The organism is Streptomyces sp. NPDC051561 (assembly GCF_044454195.1).
Lineage (GTDB): Bacteria > Actinomycetota > Actinomycetes > Streptomycetales > Streptomycetaceae > Streptomyces.
In genome coordinates this window covers 256,849-276,997 of record NZ_JBITDM010000007.1, presented here as the reverse complement: position 1 = coordinate 276,997, position 20,149 = coordinate 256,849, and the positions used below count along the sequence as shown (strand labels likewise).

The window sequence follows — 20,149 nt, the reverse complement described above, 5'->3', positions numbered from 1 at the left end:
AGGGGACGGGGGCGGCGGCCAGGATTCGCCCCCGGCCGTCGCCCCCCTGACGCGTGTCCCGGTGTCAGAGCTTCGACAGCTCGTCCACCAGGTCGTCCAGACCCAGCGAACCCTGCGACAGCGCCGCCATGTGCCACGCCTTCAGATCGAAGGAATCGCCGTGCGCCCTGCGGGCGTTCTCCCGGCCGAGCAGCCAGGCGCGCTCGCCCAGCTTGTAGCCGATCGCCTGGGCGGGCATCGACAGGTAGCGGGTGATCTCGCTCTCCACGAAGTCCGCCGGACGGCCGCTGTGCAGACCGAAGAACTCCTGCGCCAGCTCCACCGTCCACCGCTCGCCCGGGTGGAAGGGGGAGTCGGCCGGGATCTCCAGACCCAGGTGCATGCCGATGTCGACGATGATCCGCGTCGAGCGCATCATCTGCGCGTCCAGGTAACCGAGCCTGCGCTCCGCGTCCGGCAGGAACCCGAGCTCGTCCATCAGGCGCTCCGCGTACAGCGCCCAGCCCTCCGCGTTGGCGCTGACCCCGCCCACCGACGCCTGGTAGCGCGACAGCTGGTCGGCGACGTGCGTCCACTGGGCGAGCTGGAGGTGGTGACCGGGGACGCCCTCGTGGTACCAGGTCGACACCAGGTCGTACACCGGGAAGCGAGTCTCGCCCATCGTCGGCAGCCAGGTGATGCCGGGGCGGGAGAAGTCCTCGGACGGGGGCGTGTAGTACGGGGCGGCCGCGCCGCCGGGCGGGGCGATCCTGGACTCCACCTTGCGGACCCGGTCCGCGAGTTCGAAGTGGGTGCCGTCCAGTGCCTCCACGGCCTCGTCCATCACGGACTGGAGCCAGACCCGGACCTCCTCGACACCCTCGATGTGCTTGCCGTGTACATCCAGGTGGGCCAGCGCGGCCCACGGAGTCTCCGCACCCGGCAGGATCTTCTCCGCCTCCACCTTCATCTCGGCGAGCAGCCGGTGGTACTCGGCCCAGCCGTACGCGTACGCCTCGTCCAGATCGAAGTCCGTGCCGTTGAACGCCCGCGACCACAGGGCGTACCGCTCCCGCCCCACGGCGTCGGGCGCGTCCTTGAGCGTCGGGGCGTACACCTCCCGCATCCAGTCGCGCAGCACCACCACGGACGCGGTCGCCGTACCGGCCGCTCCGTCCAGCTCCGCGCGCAGTACGTCCGGGCCCGGGGCCACCAGCTCCTCGAACCAGCCGCGCCCGTCACCCGCCCACTCGGTGAGCTGGTCGATGAACGTCGCGGTCGGCCGCGGGCTGCCCAACAGGCCTCTTTCCAGGCCGAGTTCGAGCGACTGGCGATAGCCCTCCAGTGCCGCCGGGACGGCGCGCAGCCGCGCCGCGAGATCGGCCCAGTCCTCCTCGGTCTCGGTCGCTGCGAGCGTGAAGATCTCCCGCACGCTGTGCGCGGGGGAGTGGATATTGCTGACCGCGCGCAGATCCTCCTGCGCCGCGTGCACCGCCAGCTCGGCGGTCAGCCGCTCGCGCAGCAGCCGCCCGCAACGCCGCTCGGCCTCACTGTCGGCGCCGGGCTGCCGCTCCGACTCGTCAAGGACGGCGAGAGTGTGGCGGGCCAGCTCGGCGAGGGCCTGGCGCCCCTCGGGGGAGTAGTCGGGGAGCGATCGGGCGCTCTCCTTCACACCCAGCTGGGTGCCGAGAATGGGATCGAGGGTGACCAGGGCGTCGACATAGGCGTCGGCGACCTGGCGGGGCATGGGAATGCTGATGTCTGCCATGCGCACATCCTCGTACGGGAAAGGGGCCCGCGTCATCAGCGTTCCGTGGCCAGAGCCCTGACAGCCGGACGACACCGCTGGTCGCGGACCTCCCGGCCGGCCTCAGGCCCCCGGCGTCGGCGGCAGCAGCGGCCCGCAGTCCCACTGCTGGAATATCAGCCGCGTCTCCACCCTGGCCACCTCCCGCCGCGAGGTGAACTCGTCCAGCACCAGGCGCTGGAGGTCGGCGGTGTCCGCCACCGCCACCTGCACCAGATAGTCGTCCGGACCCGTCAGATGGAACAGGGCCCGCGATTCCGGCAGTGCCCGGATCCGCTCCACGAACGGGCCGATCAGCTCCCGCCGGTGCGGCCGCACCTGCACCAGCAGCAGTGCCTCAAGCCCACGCCCGAGCCGCGCCGGATCGAGCCGCAGCTGATGCCCGAGGATCACCCCGGAGCGGCGCAGCCTGCTCACCCGGTCCAGACAGGTGGAGGGCGCGACACCCACCTCGGCGGCGAGCTCCCGGTAGGTGGTCCGGGCGTCGTTCTGCAACAGCCGCAGAATATGCAGGTCAACCGTGTCCAGTGCGACGGATTCAGCCATCTGCCGAACGTAGCACGGGGATTTCCCGCTCCAGGCCGCCACTTGTTCAGACTGCTTGTCATGACTGCTGAAGCCTCGCCCGCGGTTGCCGCACACCCCGCGCCCTCCGCTCCCCGGGCCCTCGCCACCCACGCCGTGCACGCCGGCCGCGAAGACCTCGCCGCTCTCGGCGTCCACGCCGTACCGCTCGACCTGTCGACCACCTACCCGTCGCACGACAGTCGCGCCGAGGCCGCCCGTCTCGACGAATTCGCGGCCACCGGCGCCCGGCTGGACGGCCCGCCGGTCTACGCCAGACTCGACAACCCGACCACCGCCCGCTTCGAGGACGCCCTGGCCACCCTCGAAGGGACCCAGGCGGCGGTCGCGTTCGCCAGCGGCATGGCGGCGCTCACCGCGGTGCTGCTCGTCCGTGCGTCCCAGGGCCTGCGCCATGTGGTGGCCGTGCGCCCGCTGTACGGATGCAGCGACCACCTGCTCACCGCCGGTCTGCTCGGCACCGAGGTGACCTGGGTGGACCGCTCCGACCCGGCGTCCATCGCCGGAGCGATACGCCCCGACACCGGCCTGGTCATGGTGGAGACCCCGGCCAACCCGACCCTCGCCGAGGTCGACATCGCCGCCGTCGCCGAGGCCTGCGGCTCGGTGCCGCTGCTCGTCGACAGCACCTTCGCGACCCCGGTGCTCCAGCGCCCGGCCGAACACGGTGCCCGGCTGGTGCTGCACAGCGCCACCAAGTACCTGGGCGGCCACGGAGATGTGCTCGCCGGTGTGGTGGCCTGCGACGAGGAGTTCGCCCGGCAACTGCGGCAGGTGCGGTTCGCGACCGGCGGCGTACTGCACCCGCTGTCCGGCTATCTGCTGCTGCGCGGACTGTCCACGCTGCCGGTACGGATGCGGGCGGCGTCCGCGAGCGCGGCGGAGATCGTACGGCGGCTGACCGCCGATCCGCGTGTCTCCCGCGTCCACCACCCCCGGATCGGCGGGGCGATGGTCGCCTTCGAGGTGCACGGCGACCCGCACGCGGTCATCGCGGGCGTACGGCTGATCACGCCGGCCGTCAGCCTCGGCAGCGTCGACACCCTCATCCAGCACCCGGCCTCCATCAGCCACCGGATCGTGCCCGAGGGCGACCGGCTGAAGGCGGGCGTCAGTGACCGGCTGCTGCGGATGTCGGTCGGTCTGGAGGATGTCGAGGACCTGTGGAACGACCTGAGCCAGGCACTCGCGGCGACCGAAGCGACCGCGGTGACCGGCCGGGGGGCCACCCCCACCACCCCCACCACCCCCACCACCCCCACCACCGCCGACACCCCCACCACCGCCGACACCCTCACCGCAGCGGTCAGCCCCGCTCCGACTGCCGGCCGTACGCCGCGGGCCGTACCGGAGCCGGTCGGCCGCTGAGACGGGCGGTGACCACCAGCGTCCCCTCCTCTATCTGGTAGTCGAGGGGAAGCTCCAGCCCACGCATCGCGGCGACCATCCCGGTGTTGGACGCCTGGGTGACGGCGTACACGCTCGCGCAGTCCGCTTCGCCGGCCAGCGCCACCAGCCGCGCGAGCAGTTCGGAGCCCACGCCCCGCCGCTGCCAGGCATCCTCGACGAGCAGCGCGACCTCCGTCTCGTCACCGTCCCAGAGCAGGTGTCCGAGGGCCACCAGCCGGCCGGACGCGGTCTGTACGGCGAGGGTGCGCCCGTAGCGCGGGCTCAGCAGGTGGCGGAGGTATCGGTCGGCGTCGCCGACCGGGCCGTGGTACCGCAGGTTGAGGGTCCGCTCGGAGCAGCGCTCGTGCATGGCGAGTGCTGCTTCGAGGTCGTCGGGCCCGGCCCTGCGAACGGTGATCGCATTGCCCTCGGGCAGGGTGAGGACGTCCTGACTGCGCGGCACCCGGGGGCCGAGCCGGGCGTCCAGTTCGACCAGCGCCCGTGCCCGCGCGAACTCGGTCGGGGTGAAGGGGAGGTACGGCCGCTCCACCGTGATCGCACCACCGGACTGGTCCCGCAGTCGCATCACCGTGCCCTCCAGCACTCCCTCCACCGGTGCGGTCTCTCCCGTCGGCCGCCCGGTGAGCGTGGTCGCGGGGAGCGAGTGGATGGTGCACCGGCCAAGCAACTGCCTCAGGGCGAGCGGCAGTTCGGCCGCGTCGAGTGCGGTCCTGGTGGCCAGTCCGAGCACCCGGGTCGGGCCGTCCACCAGATCGTGCGTGTCCGCCCGCTCCAGCCAGGTGTCCCGGGCCCCGACCGAGGCGATCTCCCGGGACAGGTCCCGGGCCTGGACGTCGGCGGGCGTACGGAGCAGGAACTCGTCCACGGTGCCGTCACCCAGCGGGTGCGTCTGCAGGGTCAGGATGTCGACCCGCAGCCCGGCGAGGACGGTGCACAGTGCGGCCAGCGAACCCGGCTGGTCCTGCACAGTGGTCCGCATCCGCCACAACGAGGTCTCCCTGACCTCAGCGGGGGATGCGGTCGGGTCCGAATCCGGGGAGGCCGACGTCGCGGCCGGTGCCGATGCCCCGGCCGGGGCCGGCACGGCTGTCGGCGGCGGAGGTGCGTGGCTGTGCCGTCGGGCCCACCAGGTGTGGAAGCCTGCGGTGGCTGCCAGTGCCACCGCGGAGGCGATGAGCAGTACGGGCCCGTCGGGACCGTGCACGATCATGTTGGCGATCGAGTCGGCGACCGCCACCGCGGTGAACAGTGCGGCGAGTTCCACCAGGTCGCGGCGCCAGTGGTGGCGTCGGGCGGGCTTCTTCGTGGAGTTCCTGAGGCCAGTCGTGTCGGTCATGGGAACACTGTGGCCGAACCGTGTTGCGTGATCACGAACGTTCTGTGACTGGCGGGTTAAGTGTGCTTCTGGTTGATTCGCTGCGATATTCGGCGCAATGGGCCGGGAGCTGACCGGTAGTGCGGCGCTCCGCGTTCGACCAGGTCAGGGCCCAGGGTACGGGTTCTCTTGCTGCATCACCGCCCCGCCGACCCCGCCAGCAGCCCCACCCCGTACCCGATGTCCGCCACCGACAGATGCGCGTACCCCAACACCAGCCGCACCGCTCCGTCCCCGTCTCCACCCTCGTCGCCACCCCCACACCCACCCCCACCCCCCATCCCGTACGACGACAACCCCCGCACCGCCACCCCCGCCCGTTCCGCCCGCTCCAGGAACTCCGCCTCCGGCCCGTACCGCCCCGGCAGCGTCGGCACATCCGAAGCAGGATTGGTCCCCGATGACGTCATGGAAGTGGACCTTAAACCGGACCGCTCCAGTCCCTAGCGTCGGACCATGACCCGAACACCTCACGGGAGCGCCGCCGTTCACGGCATGCTCCTCGCCGCCCTCGCCTGCTTCCTCGTCGGCGGATCCTTCACCGCCAACAGCGTCCTCGGCGCCTACCCGTACGCGGGCGGCCAGGCCGTCCGCTACGGCCTCGCCGCCCTGGTTCTCCTCCCGCTCGTCGCCCGCGGTGCACCGGCCCGCCTGCGCGCGCTCACCCCGCGTCTGTGGCTGCGGCTCGCACTCCTCGCGGCCGTCGGCATGGTCGGCTTCAACCTTGCGGTGCTCGCCGCGGAACGCACCGCCGAACCCGCGGTCCCCGGAGTCCTGGTCGGCTGCGCCCCCATCGTGGTCGCCGTCCTGATGCCCCTGCTCGACGGCCGCAAGCCCACCAGGATTGTCCTGTACGGCGCCCTGCTCGTCGCCGTCGGCGCCTTCACCGTCCAGGGCTGGGGGCGCACCGACGCGGTCGGAATCGCCTGGTCCGTCGCGGCGCTCGGCGGGGAGGTGGGCTTCGCCGTGATCGCCGTACCCCTGCTGCGTCCGCTCGGACCCAAGCTGTTGTCCGCCGCGTCCTGTGCCGTCGCCGCTGTCGAGTCCGCGGCGATCGGCCTGCTGCACGACGGTTCCGGCTGGCTGCGCACGCCCACCCCGGAGGAAGGGGCGGCGCTGCTGTGGCAGGCGGTGGTGGTCACCGTGGTCGGCTTCGTCTGCTGGTACCAGGGAGTACAGCGGATCGGCGCCGAACGGGCCACCCTCTTCTCCGGCCTGATCCCCGTCTCGGCGGCCCTGACCGCACCCCTGATCGGCACCGGGACGTACGGCATCGGACAGGGGGCGGGCAGCGCTCTGGTCGCGCTGGGAGTGGTCCTCGGATCAGGGGTGTTCAGGCGGGCGTCCGCGCACGAGAGAACTCCGGAAGCGCCGTACGCATCGACAGAGCGACACCCGAGGGCCCAGCTCTCAGCGGCTGTTGTCCAGAATGACCCGGGCGACCAGCGCCGGATCGTCATTCATGGGCACATGCCCGCAACCGGGCAGCCTGACCAGCCGGGCATCCGGCATGATGTTCTTCGCGCGGACCCCCTGGCGGCGCATCAGCAGCCGGTCGCCGGTGCCCCAGGCCACCGTCACCGGAAGGCCGGAGAGGTCGTCCTGGAACTGGACGGTGAGCCCGGCGGTCAGTGTCGGCTCGAACCCGACGGCCTCCCGCAGCGCGAGGGTCTCCGCGACCACGGCCTCCGGTGAACGCCGGGCCGGCTTGGCGTAGATGGTGCTGGTCAGCGTGAACCGCCCGGCCGCGGTCCGCGAAAGCCGCTCCACCAGTGGCAGCGGCATCGCCTTCGCCGCAAGGCGCATCCCGCGCAGCGTGCCGAAGGCGTACCGCCGCTCGGCCGGTGTCCAGAACCCGGCCGGCGACAGCGCCGTCACCGAACGCGCCAGCTTCTCCCGTCCCATGCCCAGCGCGAGCAGCCCGCCGAGCGAGTTCCCCGCGACGTGCGGCCGGTCGATGCCCAGCGCCGCACAGAAGGCGCCCAGGACCGGAACCACCGAGTCCAGGTCGTACGGCACGCCGCCGGGGAGGGCGGGCGAAGCGCCGAAACCGGGCAGGTCGACCGCGATCACGTCCCGCTCGGCGGACAGCGCGGAGAGCACCGGCTCCCACGCCTGCCAGTGGTGGCCGATGCCGTGCAGCAGCAGCAGTGGCTCGCCCCGGCCCACCCGCTCGTACGCGACGGACGCGGTGCGCGGCCCGCCCGGGGCCTGGACGGTGAACTCGATGCTGGCGGTCATGGGGTTGCTCCCTGGGTCCCTGGGTTCCGGCCCGGACAATGGCTTTAGACAGTCTGTCAGTAACAACTACCCTCCAGTAGCGGCGAGTTCAAGGGGGCGCGGGCCGTCACCGGGCCGGGCGGGAAGGAGGGGGTGGACAAGGCGGGGTCTGTCGGCTGGGATGGCTCGGTGACCGCAGACACCCTGGCCGATGCGACCGCCGCCTTCGAGGAACACCGCTCCGTGCTGACCGGAGTCGCCTACCGCATGCTCGGCCGGGTGGCCGACGCCGAGGACGTCGTCCAGGAGGCCTGGCTGCGCTGGTCGGCCGAGGACCGCGAGGACGTACGCGCCCCCCGCGCCTTTCTGGTGCGCATCACCACCCGGCTCGCCATCGACCGGCTGCGGCACGTCCAGTCGCGCAAGGAGGCCTACGTCGGGCCATGGCTGCCCGAACCGATCGCGACGGAGTTCGGGATGAGCGTCCCGGACACCGCCGAGCAGGCGGTGCTCGCCGACTCGGTCTCGCTGGCCGTCCTGGTCGTACTGGAATCGCTCTCCCCGCTGGAGCGCGCGGTCTTCGTCCTGCGCGAGGCCTTCGGCTTCCCGTACGGGGAGATCGCCACGGCACTCGACAAGTCGGAGGCGGCGGTACGTCAGCTGGCCGGCCGGGCGCGCAAGCACGTCGAGGAGCGCAAGCCGAGGTACGACGTGGACCCGGCCGAGCGGCGCGAGATGACGGAACGGTTCCTCGCCGCGGCCACCGGCGGTGACCTGGCCGATCTGCTCTCGCTGCTGGCACCCGAGGCGCGGCTGATCGGCGACAGTGGCGGCAGGGCGAAGGTGCCGCTGCGGATCGTGGAGAGCGCGGACAAGGTGGCGCGCTTCCTGCTGGGCGTCGCGCAGAAGGCCATCCCCGGTATGGAGATCCGGTTCACCGAGCTCAACGGCGGGCCCGCGATGGTGATTCTCTCGGAGGGGCGGCCGGACTCGGTCTTCCAGCTGGACATTGCGGACGGACTCATTCAGTGCGTCTACATCGTGCGCAACCCGGACAAAATTTCCGATCTCGCGCCGAAGTAGCGGCGCCCGGACCCGCTCCGGGCCCCTCAACTGCCCCGTATCCGCAGGTCGGATGCGGGGCGGTTTGCGTTTCTGTGAACGCTTCGTGACATACGCGCGTTTCGCTCCGCGGGTTCCCTAACCTCCGTAACGGAAAGCGGATTGGTCTTGACCAACCAGAACCATCGTCCTATGGTCGCAGAGTTAGTGAAGGAACCTTTAATAAACAAGGGCGCGGAACACGGAAAGCCGCAAAGGACGCGGCGATTGCGGAGGATCAGGGTGGGGACCACGCAGCTCGAAACGGTGCCGGAGCCGAAGTACTGGCACCTGAAGACCGTGCTCAGTGAGGCGCTCGACTCCGACTTCTCGGTCGGCGAGATCCTGCCCAACGAGCGTGAACTGGCGGCCCGCTTCGGCGTCGCCCGTGCCACCCTCCGCCAGGCTCTCGAACAGCTGGAGCTGGAGGGACGTCTGCAGCGCCGCCGCGGCGTGGGCACCACGGTAGCCCCGCCCCGGATGGGCGTCGACGTCGGCACCTCGCAGCACAACTGGCCCGGCACCCCAGGAGACTCCTGGCAGCCCGTCGACTGCGCCACGGGCATCGCCCCGGCCGCGGTGACCCGGATGCTTGGCACCGGATTCCAGGACGAGCTGCACACAGTGCGCCGCATCCGTCTGACGCACGGCCAGCCGGTCGCCGCCGAGCTGCTGTACGTACCGGCCGCCTCGGTGCCCGAACTCCCGGCCATAGACGCCCCGTCGGGCCCGGCCCGCGCCCGCAGCGTGCTGCGCGAGTTGCAGCGCCTCGGCCTGGAGGGCCAGGACCGCGCCGTCGAGCTGGGCTCGGCCCGGGCCGACGACGCCAAGGAGCTCGACCGGCTGCCCGGCGCCCCCGTGCTGGTCGTCACGACCCGTTACTTCACCGCGGGCCGTACCGCCGCCGTCTCCGTGGCGACCTACCGCGCGGACACCTGCCGGCTGACCTTCGGCGACTCGGGCGACCTGGAGATAAGCCACCACGGGCCGACCGCCCAGGCCTCGTAACACCCGCTCCTCGTGAAGACGGCCCGGCGCCGGGGGATTCCCCTCGGCGCCGGGCCGCTTCCCGTGCCTGGCCTCGGACTTCCCGGACCCGCCACCTGGCAGACACAGGCACTCAGCGCCGTGCCGTCACCGTCGTCTCCACCGCGAAGAGCTGCTCCTCGACATGGTCCAGCGCGAGCCGCAGTGCGCCCGTCGCCACCGATGCCTCGCCGAGCAGCGACAGCGCCACCCGGGGCGGCCGCAGACAGTACCGCTCCAGCTCGCCGCGCAGCGGATCCAGTACGCCGTCGATGCCGGCCGCCCAGCCTCCGATCACGACCAGTTCGGGGTCGAGGGCCAGAGCGAGGGCCGCGACATCGTGCACCAGCCGCTGAATGAACCGTTCCACCGCTGCCTGCGCCTGGACGTCGCCGCGCTTGGCCTCAGCGAACACCACGGCCACCGCCTGCTCGTCCAGCGGGTGCAGCGGCTCGTCGGTGGTCGACAGCAGCTTCTCCGGCCTGGCCTCGCGCCCCAGCAGGTGCAGCGCGCCGATCTCGCCCGCCGCACCGCCGTAACCCCGGTGCAGCCGCCCGCCGATCAGTGAACCGGCACCCGGGCTCAGCCCGGCCAGTACGAAGACCAGGTCGTCGGTGTCGGTGCCGACGCCCTTCCAGTGCTCGGCCACCGCGGCGGTGTTGGCGTCGTTCTCCACCAGCACCGGGCAGCGGAACGACCGGCGCAGCCGTTCGCCCAGCGGAAGTCCCGTCCAGCCGGGCAGCGCCGTACCGAGCCGAACGGTGCCGTCGGCCTCGACGATGCCCGGGCTGCCGACGCCGACGGCCCGCAGCGAACTGCGGGGGATCCCGGCCCGGCGCAGCAGATCGGCGACCACCTGGCGCACCCGCTCCAGCCGGTCGTCCGCGTCCGCGCTCTCCGAGACCTCGCGGGACCCGGCCCCGACGATCCGGCCGTCAAGACCGGACAGCAGCGCCGAAATCCGGTGCGGACCGATCTCGATACCCAGCAGATGTCCGGCCTCGGCCCGGAACCGGAACCGCCTGGCCGGCCGCCCCTGACGCTTCGCGCCACCTTCCTCGGCCGCGCTCTCCACCACCAGACCCACCTCGATGAGCCCCTCGACCACACCTTCGACGGTGGGCCGGGACAGCCCGGTGATCCGGGTCAGATCGGTCAGTGTGGGGGAGTCCGCCACGCCCGCACCGCGCAGGGCGTGCAGCACCACCGCGGAATTGATCCTTCGCAGCAAAGAGGGGTCCCCGCCGGTCAGCCGCCCCACGGTGTCCTCCCAGGTCGTACGCGTGTTTGCCGGATCGTACTCGCCCGGGACACGCCACCGCGAGCCGCCAGGGGCAAAGCGGAACCGGATCGTTGCGTCCCTCGGCGCGAACCGTCACCGGTGTCCGCTTCACCGCTTTTCGGACGCCGCCCTGACCCGCCCGTACTCCTCGGCCATGGTCTCCAGCGTCCAGTGCGCATTGAGCCCACTGGGGTTGGGCAGGGCCCAGATCCGGGTGTCGCCGATCATCCGCTCCTGCGGTCCGATCCGGGCCTTCCGCTCACCGAAGGCCGTGCGGTACGCCGTCACGCCGACCACCGCCAGCCATTGCGGACGCAGCCGTTGCACCCGCTCGGTGAGAAGGCGGCCGCCCTCCTGGAACTCCTCGGCGCTCAGCTCGTCGGCGCGGGCGCTGGCCCTGGCCACCACATTGGTGATGCCCAGGCCGTACGACAGCAGCTCGTCCTGTTCCTCCGGCCGCAACTGCCGCGGAGTGAAGCCGGACCGGTGCAGGACCGGCCAGAAGCGGTTTCCCGGGCGGGCGAAGTGGTGGCCGGTGGCGGCGGACATCAGGCCCGGGTTGATGCCGCAGAACAGCACACGCAGACCGCCCGCGACCACGTCGGGAATGACGCGGTCGCGGGCGGCCAGGAGTTCCTCGGGGGTCATCCCGAAACCGTACAGGCGGGGCGGATCAGAGGATCGAGCCCGGGGTGTAGCCGGCGGCCTCGGGGTGCTGCTTGGTGATCTCCTCGATCTGGGCGAGGATCGCGGTCACCTGCTGGCCCGCCGCACCCGTGAACGACAGCTTGTCCGCCATCAGCTCGTCGAGCTGCGCGCGGTCCAGCGGCATCCGGTCGTCCGCCGCGAGCTTGTCGAGCAGCTCGTTGCGCTCGGCGCCCTGCTCACGCATGGCCAGCGCGGAGGCGACCGCGTGCTCCTTGATGACCTCGTGCGCGGCCTCCCGGCCGACACCCGCCCGTACCGCCGCCATCAGAACCTTCGTGGTGGCGAGGAACGGGAGGTAGCGGTCCAGCTCGCGGGCCACGACGGCCGGGAAGGCGCCGAACTCGTCGAGGACGGTCAGGAAGGTTTCGAGGAGACCGTCGAACGCGAAGAACGCGTCCGGGAGCGCCACGCGGCGGACCACGGAGCAGGAGACGTCGCCCTCGTTCCACTGGTCGCCGGCCAGCTCGCCGGTCATCGACGCGTAACCGCGCAGGATGACCATCAGGCCGTTGACGCGCTCGCAGGAGCGGGTGTTCATCTTGTGCGGCATTGCCGAGGAGCCGACCTGGCCGGGCTTGAAGCCCTCGGTGACCAGCTCGTGGCCCGCCATGAGGCGGATCGTCTTGGCGACCGAGGAGGGGGCGCCGGCCAGCTGGACGAGTGCGGTGACGACCTCGTAGTCCAGCGAGCGCGGGTAGACCTGGCCGACCGAGGTGAAGGCGTGCGCGAAACCGAGGTGGCCCGCGATGCGCTGCTCCAGATCGGCCAGCTTCGCGGCGTCGCCGCCGAGCAGGTCCAGCATGTCCTGGGCGGTGCCGACCGGGCCCTTGATGCCACGCAGCGGGTAGCGCGCCAGCAGGTCCTCCAGGCGGTGGTACGCCACCAGGAGCTCGTCGGCGGCGGAGGCGAAGCGCTTGCCGAGGGTCGTGGCCTGGGCGGCGACGTTGTGCGAACGGCCCGCCATGACCAGCTCGGCGTATTCGCCCGACAGCTTGCCCAGCCGCGCCAGGACGGAGACGGTGCGATCGCGCATCAGCTCCAGCGAGAGGCGGATCTGGAGCTGCTCGACGTTCTCGGTGAGGTCGCGGGAGGTCATTCCCTTGTGGACCTGCTCATGACCGGCGAGGGCGTTGAACTCCTCGATCCGGGCCTTCACGTCGTGCCGGGTGACCTTCTCGCGCTCGGCGATCGACGCCAGGTCGACCTGGTCGATCACTCGCTCGTAGTCGGCGAGAGCGGCCTCGGGCACCTCGATGCCGAGGTCCTTCTGGGCACGCAGCACGGCCAGCCACAGCTGGCGCTCCAGCTTGACCTTCTGCTCGGGGGACCACAGGACGGCGAGCTCCGCGGAGGCGTAGCGGCCGGCCAGGACATTGGGGATGCGGGGCTTGGCAGTCACGTAAACAGATTCTACTGGCGGTTTGTGCAGGCCAGAGACGCGGCCCGGTTCGTAGGTTGCTACGAGGGGGCTGGTGGGGAGGCGGCTCGCGAGGGTGCCGGGGGTGCTCAGTCGCGCGGCGCTTCGAAGGGCAGCAGTTCGGGGCGCTTCGCCGGTCGGCCGTCGCCCGAGGACTTGCCGGTGATCCGCCTGCCGACCCATGGCACCAGGTGCTCGCGGGCGAACCGCAGGTCACCGGTACGGCGGGCGGTCCAGCCCAGCGGGGCAGCGGCCGGCAGTGGCGTCAGCCAGTCGTCCACGGCGTCCATGCCCAGCGACTGCCAGACCGCCTCGGCCACCCGTCGGTGCCCCTCGGGCGTCAGGTGCAGCCGGTCGACGGACCACATCCGCTGGTCGCCCAGGGCTGCCGCGCCGTACAGGTCGACGACCACCGCGTCGTGCTTGGCCGCCAGCTCGTCGACGACGGCGAACAGCTCCTCCATGCGCGGACGGAAGCGCTTCATCACCGGACCGTTCCGGCCGGGGCTGCGCATCAGCACCAACTGCTTGCAGGAAGGAGCCAGTTGCTCGACCGCCTCGGTCAGTTTGTCGCGCACCCTGCCCATGTCGACCTTGGGGCGCAGGGTGTCGTTGAGGCCGCCGACCAGGGTCACCACATCCGCCTGCATGGCGGCGGCGAGAGGCACCTGCTCGTCGACGATCTGGCCGATGAGCTTGCCCCGCACGGCGAGGTTCGCGTACCGGAATCCGGGGGTTCGTTCCGCGAGGCGGGCGGCGAGCAGATCGGCCCAGCCCCGGTAGGAACCGTCGGGCAGGGCGTCGGACATTCCCTCGGTGAAGGAGTCGCCGACCGCGACAAGGCTGGTGTACGAGGCATTCATCTCCATGGCGGAGTGATCGTACCCGGTGGCACCCTCCGGTACGAGGGCGGGCGGCTCCGGTACGAAGGGGCGGGCGTCCCCCGTACGAAAGCGGCCGGCGCGTACGAAAGCGGCCGGTGCCCTCCCCGGCGGGGGAGAACACCGGCCGCGTACGTGCGAGCAGGATCAGGCCTGCTGCGGCGGGCCCACCAGCTCCCGCAGTACGTCCTCCATGGTGACCAGACCCGCGGGCCGGCCGTCCTCGTCGGCCACCGCCGCCAGGTGCGTACGGCTGCGGCGCATCGCCGTCAGTACGTCGTCCAGCGGAGTCCCGGCACGCACCCGGGCGATCGGCCGCATCGCGGAGACCGGGAACGGCAGATCGCGCGGCATCGCGTCCAGGGCGTCCTTCACATGGAGGTAGCCCAGGATGCGCCGGGTCGAGTCGAGCACCGGGAAGCGGGAGAACCCGGACTGGGCGGCCAGCTGCTCCAGCTCCTCCGGAGTGGTCCCGACCCGGGCGTACACCACCCGCTCGACCGGCATCACCACGTCCCGGACCGGGCGCCTGCCCAGCTCCAGGGCGTCCCGCAGCCGCTCGGCGGCCCGGTCGTCGATCAGCCCCGCGTCACCGGCGTCCTTCACCAGACGGGCCAGCTCGTCGTCCGAGAACGTCGCGGACACCTCGTCCTTGGTCTCCACCCGCAGCAGCTTGAGCAGCATGTTGGCGAAGGAGTTGATGGTGAAGATCACCGGGCGCAGCGCCTTGGCGAGCGCCACCAGCGGCGGGCCGAGGAGCAGTGCGGTTCTGGCCGGTTCGGCCAGCGCGATGTTCTTCGGCACCATCTCGCCGAGCAGCATGTGCAGATACGTCGCCAGGGCCAGCGCGATCACGAACGAGATCGGGTGCGTCAGCGCGTCCGGCACACCCACCGCGTGGAACAACGGCTCCAGCAGGTGCGCGATGGCGGGCTCGGCGACGATGCCGAGCACCAGGGTGCACAGCGTGATGCCCAGCTGGGCTGCGGCCAGCAGCGCGGAGACGTGCTCCAGACCCCAGATGACGCTGCGCGCCCTGCGGTTCCCGGCCTCCGCCTCCGGCTCGATCTGACTGCGGCGCACCGAGATCAGAGCGAACTCGGCGCCGACGAAGAAGGCGTTCACGAACAGCGTGAGCAGACCGATCAGAAGCTGTACGGCGATCATCGGCCCGCCTCCACGTCACGGCCGGGCCGAGCGGCCTCGGCCGGTACGGCGGCCTTCAGCGGCGCGTGCATCAGCACCCGCGCCGCCCTGCGGCCACTCGCGTCCACCACGTCCAGTTTCCAGCCCGACAGCTCCACGCAGTCGCCCACTTCGGGGATCCGTCCCAGTTCGTTCGCGATCAGACCGGCCAGGGTCTCGTACGGGCCGTCGGGGACCCGCAGGCCGATCCGCTCCAGCTGGTCGGTCCTGGCCGCACCGTCCGCCGACCACAGGTCGCGGCCGTCGGTGTCCTCGCCCGAGCGGGCGAGGTCGGGGGTCTCGTGCGGGTCGTGCTCGTCGCGCACCTCGCCGACGACCTCCTCGACGATGTCCTCAAGGGTGACCACACCGGCCGTGCCGCCGTACTCGTCGATGACGACGGCCATGGTGCGCTTGCCGGACAGCCGGTCCAGCAGCCTGTCCACGGTCAGCGTCTCCGGTACGAGCAGCGGCTCGCGGATCAGCTCGGTCACCGGGTGGCGGGGCCGGCGCTCGGCCGGGACCGCCAGTACGTCCTTGATGTGGACCAGGCCGACGACCGAGTCCAGGCTGCCCCGGTACACGGGGAAGCGGGAGAGGCCGGTCGCCCGGGTCGCGTTGGCGACGTCCTCGGCGGTGGCCTGTACGTCGAGCGCGGTGACCTGGACGCGCGGGGTCATCACGTTCTCCGCGGTGAGCTCGGCCAGGTTGAGCGTACGGACGAACAGTTCGGCGGTGTCCGCCTCCAGGGCGCCCTCCTTGGCGGAGTGCCTGGCCAGGGCGACCAGTTCCTTGGGGCTGCGCGCGGACGCCAGCTCCTCGGCAGGTTCCATGCCGAAGCGGCGCAGGATCCGGTTGGCCGTGTTGTTGAGGTGGCTGATCAGCGGCTTGAAGGCCGCCGTGAACCAGCGCTGCGGGGTCGCCACGACCTTGGCGACGGCCAGCGGGGAGGAGATCGCCCAGTTCTTGGGGACCAGCTCACCGACCACCATCAGCACCACGGTCGACAGCGCCGTACCGAGTACCAGGGCGAGGGAGGAGGCCACCGCGGGGGACAGACCGGTCGCCTCGACCGGGCCCTTGAGCAGCTTGGAGATCGACGGCTCGGAGAGCATGCCGACGAGGAGGTTGGTGACGGTGATGCCGAGCTGGGCGCCGGAGAGCTGGAAGGTCAGGCTGCGTACGGCCTTCAGGGCACTGTCCGCGCCCCGCTCACCCCGCTCGACGGCCCGTTCGAGGTCGCCGCGCTCGATCGTCGTCAGCGAGAACTCCGCCGCGACGAAGGCGCCGCAGATCAGCGAGAGCAGGATCGCCACGAGCAGCAGAAGCACTTCGGTCATCGGTTCACCTCCGTCCCATGATCGGCCAGGGTCGGGAGGATCGCGCGATGTCGGCTGTGTCTACTACTGGGAGGCTCGCCCATGGGCGGACGCTCACACCTTTCCAAGTCAAGATGTCCGTCGTTTTGTCGGCACATCGGGGAAGCGAAGCTCCATGGTAAAGGACCGGCAAAGCAGCCGGTCAGTCGGTGAGCGGCTTGACCCAGCGGGTCCACCAGGGCTGCGGCGCATACCCGGCGGACCCCCATGCCGAATGGGCGCGTGCGTTGTCGTTCAGCACCATCGCGTCTCCCCGCCGCCCGCCGAGCCGTACGAAACGCTCCTCGGCGGCGGCGAGTAGCGCGCGCGAGATGCCCTGGCGGCGGTGGTCCGGGTGGACGGCCAGCCGGTAGAGCGAGCAGCGCCAGCCGTCGAAACCGGCGATGACGGTGCCGACGAGTTCGCTCTCGGTGCCGTCTGCCCCGCGGCCGGTGCCGCATGCCCCGTCGCGCACGGCCAGAATCAAAGCCTCGGGGTCACGGTGGATCAGCCGCTCGACGCCGTCCCGGTCGTCGCTGATGCTGGTGCCCTCCGCCGCCGTCTTCCAGAAGGCGAGGACGGCGTCGAGGTCGGCGGGGGTGGCGCTCCTGAGACGGCTGCTTCCGAGATCGTTCATGGCGGAATCCCATCACCGGCCCGGCGGCACCGTCGAGCCGGTTTCACGATGCGGACGGCAGGCGAAGCCCGGATTTCTCAGCTGTCGCGGAGTTCCCTCATCACCGGGGCGAGGGCCTCCAGGTGTGTGTCGAGGACGGAGAAGTAGGAGAAGCCGTACCGCCGGCGTGCGGCCCGGAACTGCTCCGCGATCTCCTGCACGGTGCCGATGGCGAGGACTGGCAGGTCCAGCGCCTGCTGCTCGGTCAAGTGCGGTACGTGGGGGAGGAATTCCTGCACCGCGGCGTGCCGGTCCTCGGTGATCACGACCTGCTGGACCAGCAGATTGAGCTCGGGTTCCTCGCCGCGCCCGGACGCGAACCCGCGGAAGACGTCCACCCGCTGTTCCAGTTCCTGTGCCGTGTGGAGCCGCAGGCCCTCCTTGGTCGCGTACCCGCCGGCGAAAGCCACGACCTCCGCCCGCAGGGCCGCCAGCCTCAGCACGCGATCACCGTTCCCGCCGATCAGGAAGGGCGGCCGGGGGCTCTGCGCCGGCCTCGGCAGGTGGTCCCCGTCCCGCAGCAGGCGGTCCAGCTCCTCGACCGTACGTACCAGATGATCGACCCTGCCCCCCGGCGGGAGGAATTCCAGACCGGCCCGCTCGTGCTCCTCCCTCACATAGCCCGTTCCCAGGCCCACCTCCAGGCGCCCGCCGATCAGGGCGTCCGTGGTGGCGATCTCACGGGCGAGCAGGGCGGGGTTCCAGAACCCGGCGTTGAGGACAAAGGCGCCGATGCGGGGACGCTCGGTCGCGGCGGCCGCCGCGACCATCGCCGGGAACGGCGCCATCATCCCGAGATGGTCGGGCACCTGGATCACGTCGTAACCCAGTTCCTCCGCCCGCCGGCACCTGCGGGCCCACTCCTTGCCGTCGGCGGGCGTCAGCATGTTCACCGAGAAGCGAAACGGCCTGACCATGAACAACTCCACTCGTGCAGAAGACGGTTCGGGTGTCGCGCCAGTCGTGCGCGATCGCCGTCAGCACATTCGTCCGCGAGGCCCGCAGCGCCGGAAGCACCGCCACCACCAGACCGACCACCACGGAGCCGACCACGACCGCGAGCACAGTCGACCACGGCACCGCGATCACCGTCATCCCCCGGAGAGCCAGGACTTGGCTCATTAGCAGCCCGAGCAGCCCGAGCAGCCCGAGCAGCCCGAGCAGCCCGAGCAGCCCGTAAACCGGGTACAGCAGTACGAGACCTGGCCGCGCACCACTTCCTTGCAGTCCGCCCGGTCCTGGAAGGTCACCTGCGGATACGGCGCGAGGGCGGCTCCCAGCGCCTTGCGCAGCGCCGGTGCGTCAGCGCCCTGGGCCGCGTTGACGTGCAGCGCGGACTCCTGCCCGCCCGGGAAGTACTTCTCCGCCGTGCCAAGGCCCATCAAGAGACCGCCCTGCATTCCGCCCGCGCTCGGGGTGTCCTGACGGGTGAGCGCCGCGAGGGTCCGCTGCCTGATGTCAGTGCTGCTGGTTGTGGCCCCTGCGGATCTCCTGGGTGTGGTCCTTGCGGAGCCGCGAGACGCCGTCGAACTGCTTCATCCGCTCCAGCACCGCCTCCGCCGTCGGGTCCGGCAAGCTGTCCACGATCCGGCCGTCCCCGAGGAACAGCACCAGGTCCGCATGGGCGGCGGCGCCCGGGTCGTGGCTCACCATCACCACCGTCTGCGCCAGCGCGTCCACCGCCTGCCGCAGGAAGGAGAGCACCTCGGCGCCGGCCCGTGAGTCGAGGTTCCCGGTCGGCTCGTCGGCGAAGATCAGCTCCGGCCGGGACGCCAACGCGCGTGCGCAGGCGACCCGTTGCTGCTGACCGCCGGAGAGCTGGGAGGGCCGGTGCTTCAGCCGGTCGCGCAGTCCCAGCGTGTCGATCACCTGGTCCAGCCACTCCTGGTCGGGCCTGCGCCCGGCGATGTCCATCGGGAGCGTGATGTTCTCGGCGGCGGACAGTGTCGGCAGCAGGTTGAACGACTGGAACATGAAGCCGATCCGGTCCCGCCGCAACCGCGTCAGCTCCCGCTCGCGCAGCCCGGTGATCTCGGTGTCACCCAGCCAGACCTGCCCCGCGGAGACCGTGTCGAGCCCGGCCAGGCAGTGCATCAACGTCGATTTCCCGGACCCGGAAGGGCCCATGACCGCAGTGAACCTGCCACGCGCGATGTCGACATCGACGGCGTCCAGGGCGAGCACGCTGGTCTCGCCGCTGCCGTACGCCTTGGTCAGCGCGCGGGCACGGGCGGCGACCGGTCGGCCGGACTCCAGGCCGTGGGCGAACGGGGTGGCGGATGTGGACACGGGCAGCCTCCCGGGTCGGGGCCGTGCACTGCTTGCCAGCTCGGTCAACTCCTTTGCAGAACAGGAGAGTAGAGGTGTTCCGGGACGCGGAGAATCCACCGCGGGTCCGGAATTCCGGGTCGGTGTAAGGGACACAGGGGCGCGACCCCCGCTCGGTCTTGTGTGCGCTAGCAGCTCACCGCTAGCGTGAAGTGTGGCCAAGACCCAGTTGAACGTCCGCGTGGACGAGTCCACCGCCGAGGCGGCACGGCAGCGCGCCCTCCAGCGCGGCATGAGCGTGAACCGGTACATCGAGGAACTCGTCAAGCAGGACGCGGGGGAGGTCGGCCGGACCTTCGTCGACGCCGCCTCCGACTTCATGGAGCAGTACGAGGCGGTGTTCGCCGAGGAGTTCGGCACGGAGAAGCCACGCAAGTGACACTGAAGATCGATCTCGCCTGGCTCCTGATGGTCGCCGAACACCGCACCCCCGGCGACCCGCAGGTCGTCGACTGGGGTGCGCTGGTCGCCGCCGTCGCCCGCCACGAGGCGGAGATATTCGGCGTCCCGGTCTACAGCGACCCGTACGCCCGCGCCGCCTCACTCCTCCAGCTCCTGCTGCACGTACCGGCGCTGGAGCGCACCAACGCCCTCTACGCCAGCTCGGTGGCCTACGGCTATCTGATGGCCTGCGGGCTGAAGGTGAGCACCTCGCCCGAGCAGGTGCGGGACCTGGCGCGACTGGTCAAGGACGGCAAGGCCGACGTACGGGCCATCGCCGACGAGCTGCGCCAGTGGAGCGAGTGAAGCCGGAGCAGTAAGCAGGAGCAGGAGCAGGAGCAGGAGCCAGGAGCAAGAGCCGGCGAACGGT

General features: G+C 71.2%; 20 protein-coding genes and 1 pseudogene. 6 read left to right on the top strand and 15 right to left on the bottom strand.

Translation table 11 applies throughout. The annotated features are described in order from the left end of the window. Window positions 1-64: 64 nt before the first annotated feature. Complete coding sequence (locus ACIA73_RS18950) at window positions 65-1,747, bottom strand: DUF885 domain-containing protein (RefSeq protein ID WP_399439698.1); 1,683 nt, start codon at window positions 1,745-1,747, stop codon at window positions 65-67. Window positions 1,748-1,849: 102 nt separating this feature from the next. Next, the gene (locus ACIA73_RS18945) at window positions 1,850-2,332 is read right to left on the bottom strand and encodes an Lrp/AsnC family transcriptional regulator (protein ID WP_399439697.1); all 483 of its coding nucleotides are present in this window, start codon (window positions 2,330-2,332) and stop codon (window positions 1,850-1,852) included. Window positions 2,333-2,392: 60 nt separating this feature from the next. Here ACIA73_RS18945 and ACIA73_RS18940 point away from each other — a divergent pair, with 60 nt between their 5' ends. Further along, window positions 2,393-3,739 carry a trans-sulfuration enzyme family protein gene (locus ACIA73_RS18940; RefSeq protein ID WP_399439696.1) on the top strand — a complete coding sequence of 449 codons (1,347 nt, stop codon included), beginning with the start codon at window positions 2,393-2,395 and terminating at the stop codon, window positions 3,737-3,739. On the opposite strand, the gene ACIA73_RS18935 is transcribed toward ACIA73_RS18940, so the two are convergent. Next, window positions 3,678-5,117: a GNAT family N-acetyltransferase gene (locus ACIA73_RS18935; protein WP_399439695.1), complete on the bottom strand. Its 1,440-nt coding sequence runs from the start codon at window positions 5,115-5,117 to the stop codon at window positions 3,678-3,680. The two genes, ACIA73_RS18940 and ACIA73_RS18935, sit on opposite strands and share 62 nt — an antisense overlap. A gap of 176 nt (window positions 5,118-5,293) precedes the next feature. Further along, on the bottom strand, window positions 5,294-5,566 hold the full coding sequence (locus tag ACIA73_RS18930) for a hypothetical protein (protein WP_399439694.1): 273 nt from the start codon (window positions 5,564-5,566) through the stop codon (window positions 5,294-5,296). 46 nt (window positions 5,567-5,612) lie between these two features. On the opposite strand from ACIA73_RS18930, the pseudogene ACIA73_RS18925 reads away from it, so the two are divergent. Continuing rightward, window positions 5,613-6,416: pseudogene (locus tag ACIA73_RS18925) on the top strand (EamA family transporter); the annotation flags it as partial. Between the two features lie 150 nt (window positions 6,417-6,566). Here ACIA73_RS18925 and ACIA73_RS18920 read toward each other — a convergent pair. Further along, on the bottom strand, window positions 6,567-7,397 hold the full coding sequence (locus ACIA73_RS18920) for an alpha/beta fold hydrolase (RefSeq protein ID WP_399439693.1): 831 nt from the start codon (window positions 7,395-7,397) through the stop codon (window positions 6,567-6,569). A gap of 168 nt (window positions 7,398-7,565) precedes the next feature. Here ACIA73_RS18920 and ACIA73_RS18915 point away from each other — a divergent pair, with 168 nt between their 5' ends. Further along, on the top strand, window positions 7,566-8,459 hold the full coding sequence (locus ACIA73_RS18915) for an RNA polymerase sigma-70 factor (RefSeq protein ID WP_399439692.1): 894 nt from the start codon (window positions 7,566-7,568) through the stop codon (window positions 8,457-8,459). 261 nt (window positions 8,460-8,720) lie between these two features. After that, window positions 8,721-9,485 (top strand): GntR family transcriptional regulator, encoded by a 765-nt coding sequence (locus ACIA73_RS18910; RefSeq protein WP_399439691.1) that lies wholly within the window; start codon window positions 8,721-8,723, stop codon window positions 9,483-9,485. Window positions 9,486-9,597: 112 nt separating this feature from the next. On the opposite strand, the gene ACIA73_RS18905 is transcribed toward ACIA73_RS18910, so the two are convergent. The 10 genes from ACIA73_RS18905 to ACIA73_RS18860 form a co-directional block, all read right to left on the bottom strand. Beyond that, window positions 9,598-10,764 (bottom strand): ROK family protein, encoded by a 1,167-nt coding sequence (locus ACIA73_RS18905; RefSeq protein ID WP_399439690.1) that lies wholly within the window; start codon window positions 10,762-10,764, stop codon window positions 9,598-9,600. A gap of 129 nt (window positions 10,765-10,893) precedes the next feature. Beyond that, the gene (mug, locus tag ACIA73_RS18900; RefSeq protein ID WP_399439689.1) at window positions 10,894-11,433 is read right to left on the bottom strand and encodes a G/U mismatch-specific DNA glycosylase; all 540 of its coding nucleotides are present in this window, start codon (window positions 11,431-11,433) and stop codon (window positions 10,894-10,896) included. A 25-nt stretch (window positions 11,434-11,458) separates the two neighbouring features. Then, entirely contained in the window at window positions 11,459-12,892 is a 1,434-nt protein-coding gene (purB, locus tag ACIA73_RS18895; RefSeq protein ID WP_399439688.1) for an adenylosuccinate lyase, read from the bottom strand. 107 nt (window positions 12,893-12,999) lie between these two features. Beyond that, entirely contained in the window at window positions 13,000-13,779 is a 780-nt protein-coding gene (locus ACIA73_RS18890) for an SGNH/GDSL hydrolase family protein (RefSeq protein ID WP_399439687.1), read from the bottom strand. A 159-nt stretch (window positions 13,780-13,938) separates the two neighbouring features. Next, window positions 13,939-14,958: a hemolysin family protein gene (locus tag ACIA73_RS18885; protein ID WP_399439685.1), complete on the bottom strand. Its 1,020-nt coding sequence runs from the start codon at window positions 14,956-14,958 to the stop codon at window positions 13,939-13,941. After that, window positions 14,955-16,316: a hemolysin family protein gene (locus tag ACIA73_RS18880; protein WP_399439684.1), complete on the bottom strand. Its 1,362-nt coding sequence runs from the start codon at window positions 16,314-16,316 to the stop codon at window positions 14,955-14,957. The genes ACIA73_RS18885 and ACIA73_RS18880 overlap by 4 nt, the downstream gene beginning before the upstream one ends. A 181-nt stretch (window positions 16,317-16,497) precedes the next feature. Next, window positions 16,498-16,971 (bottom strand): GNAT family N-acetyltransferase, encoded by a 474-nt coding sequence (locus tag ACIA73_RS18875; RefSeq protein WP_399439683.1) that lies wholly within the window; start codon window positions 16,969-16,971, stop codon window positions 16,498-16,500. Window positions 16,972-17,048: 77 nt separating this feature from the next. Continuing rightward, the gene (locus ACIA73_RS18870; protein WP_399439682.1) at window positions 17,049-17,927 is read right to left on the bottom strand and encodes a TIGR03621 family F420-dependent LLM class oxidoreductase; all 879 of its coding nucleotides are present in this window, start codon (window positions 17,925-17,927) and stop codon (window positions 17,049-17,051) included. Window positions 17,928-18,131: 204 nt separating this feature from the next. Then, on the bottom strand, window positions 18,132-18,392 hold the full coding sequence (locus tag ACIA73_RS18865; protein WP_399439681.1) for a hypothetical protein: 261 nt from the start codon (window positions 18,390-18,392) through the stop codon (window positions 18,132-18,134). A gap of 76 nt (window positions 18,393-18,468) precedes the next feature. Next, window positions 18,469-19,299 carry an ABC transporter ATP-binding protein gene (locus tag ACIA73_RS18860; protein ID WP_399439680.1) on the bottom strand — a complete coding sequence of 277 codons (831 nt, stop codon included), beginning with the start codon at window positions 19,297-19,299 and terminating at the stop codon, window positions 18,469-18,471. A gap of 193 nt (window positions 19,300-19,492) precedes the next feature. Here ACIA73_RS18860 and ACIA73_RS18855 point away from each other — a divergent pair, with 193 nt between their 5' ends. Together ACIA73_RS18855 and ACIA73_RS18850 are read left to right on the top strand one after the other, a co-directional pair. Next, window positions 19,493-19,717, top strand: a complete 225-nt coding sequence (locus tag ACIA73_RS18855; protein WP_399439679.1) for an antitoxin — start codon at window positions 19,493-19,495, stop codon at window positions 19,715-19,717. Next, a complete protein-coding gene (locus ACIA73_RS18850) occupies window positions 19,714-20,085 on the top strand; it encodes a fic family toxin-antitoxin system, toxin component (RefSeq protein ID WP_399439678.1) in 372 nt (123 codons plus the stop codon). The genes ACIA73_RS18855 and ACIA73_RS18850 overlap by 4 nt, the downstream gene beginning before the upstream one ends. Window positions 20,086-20,149: the final 64 nt, after the last annotated feature.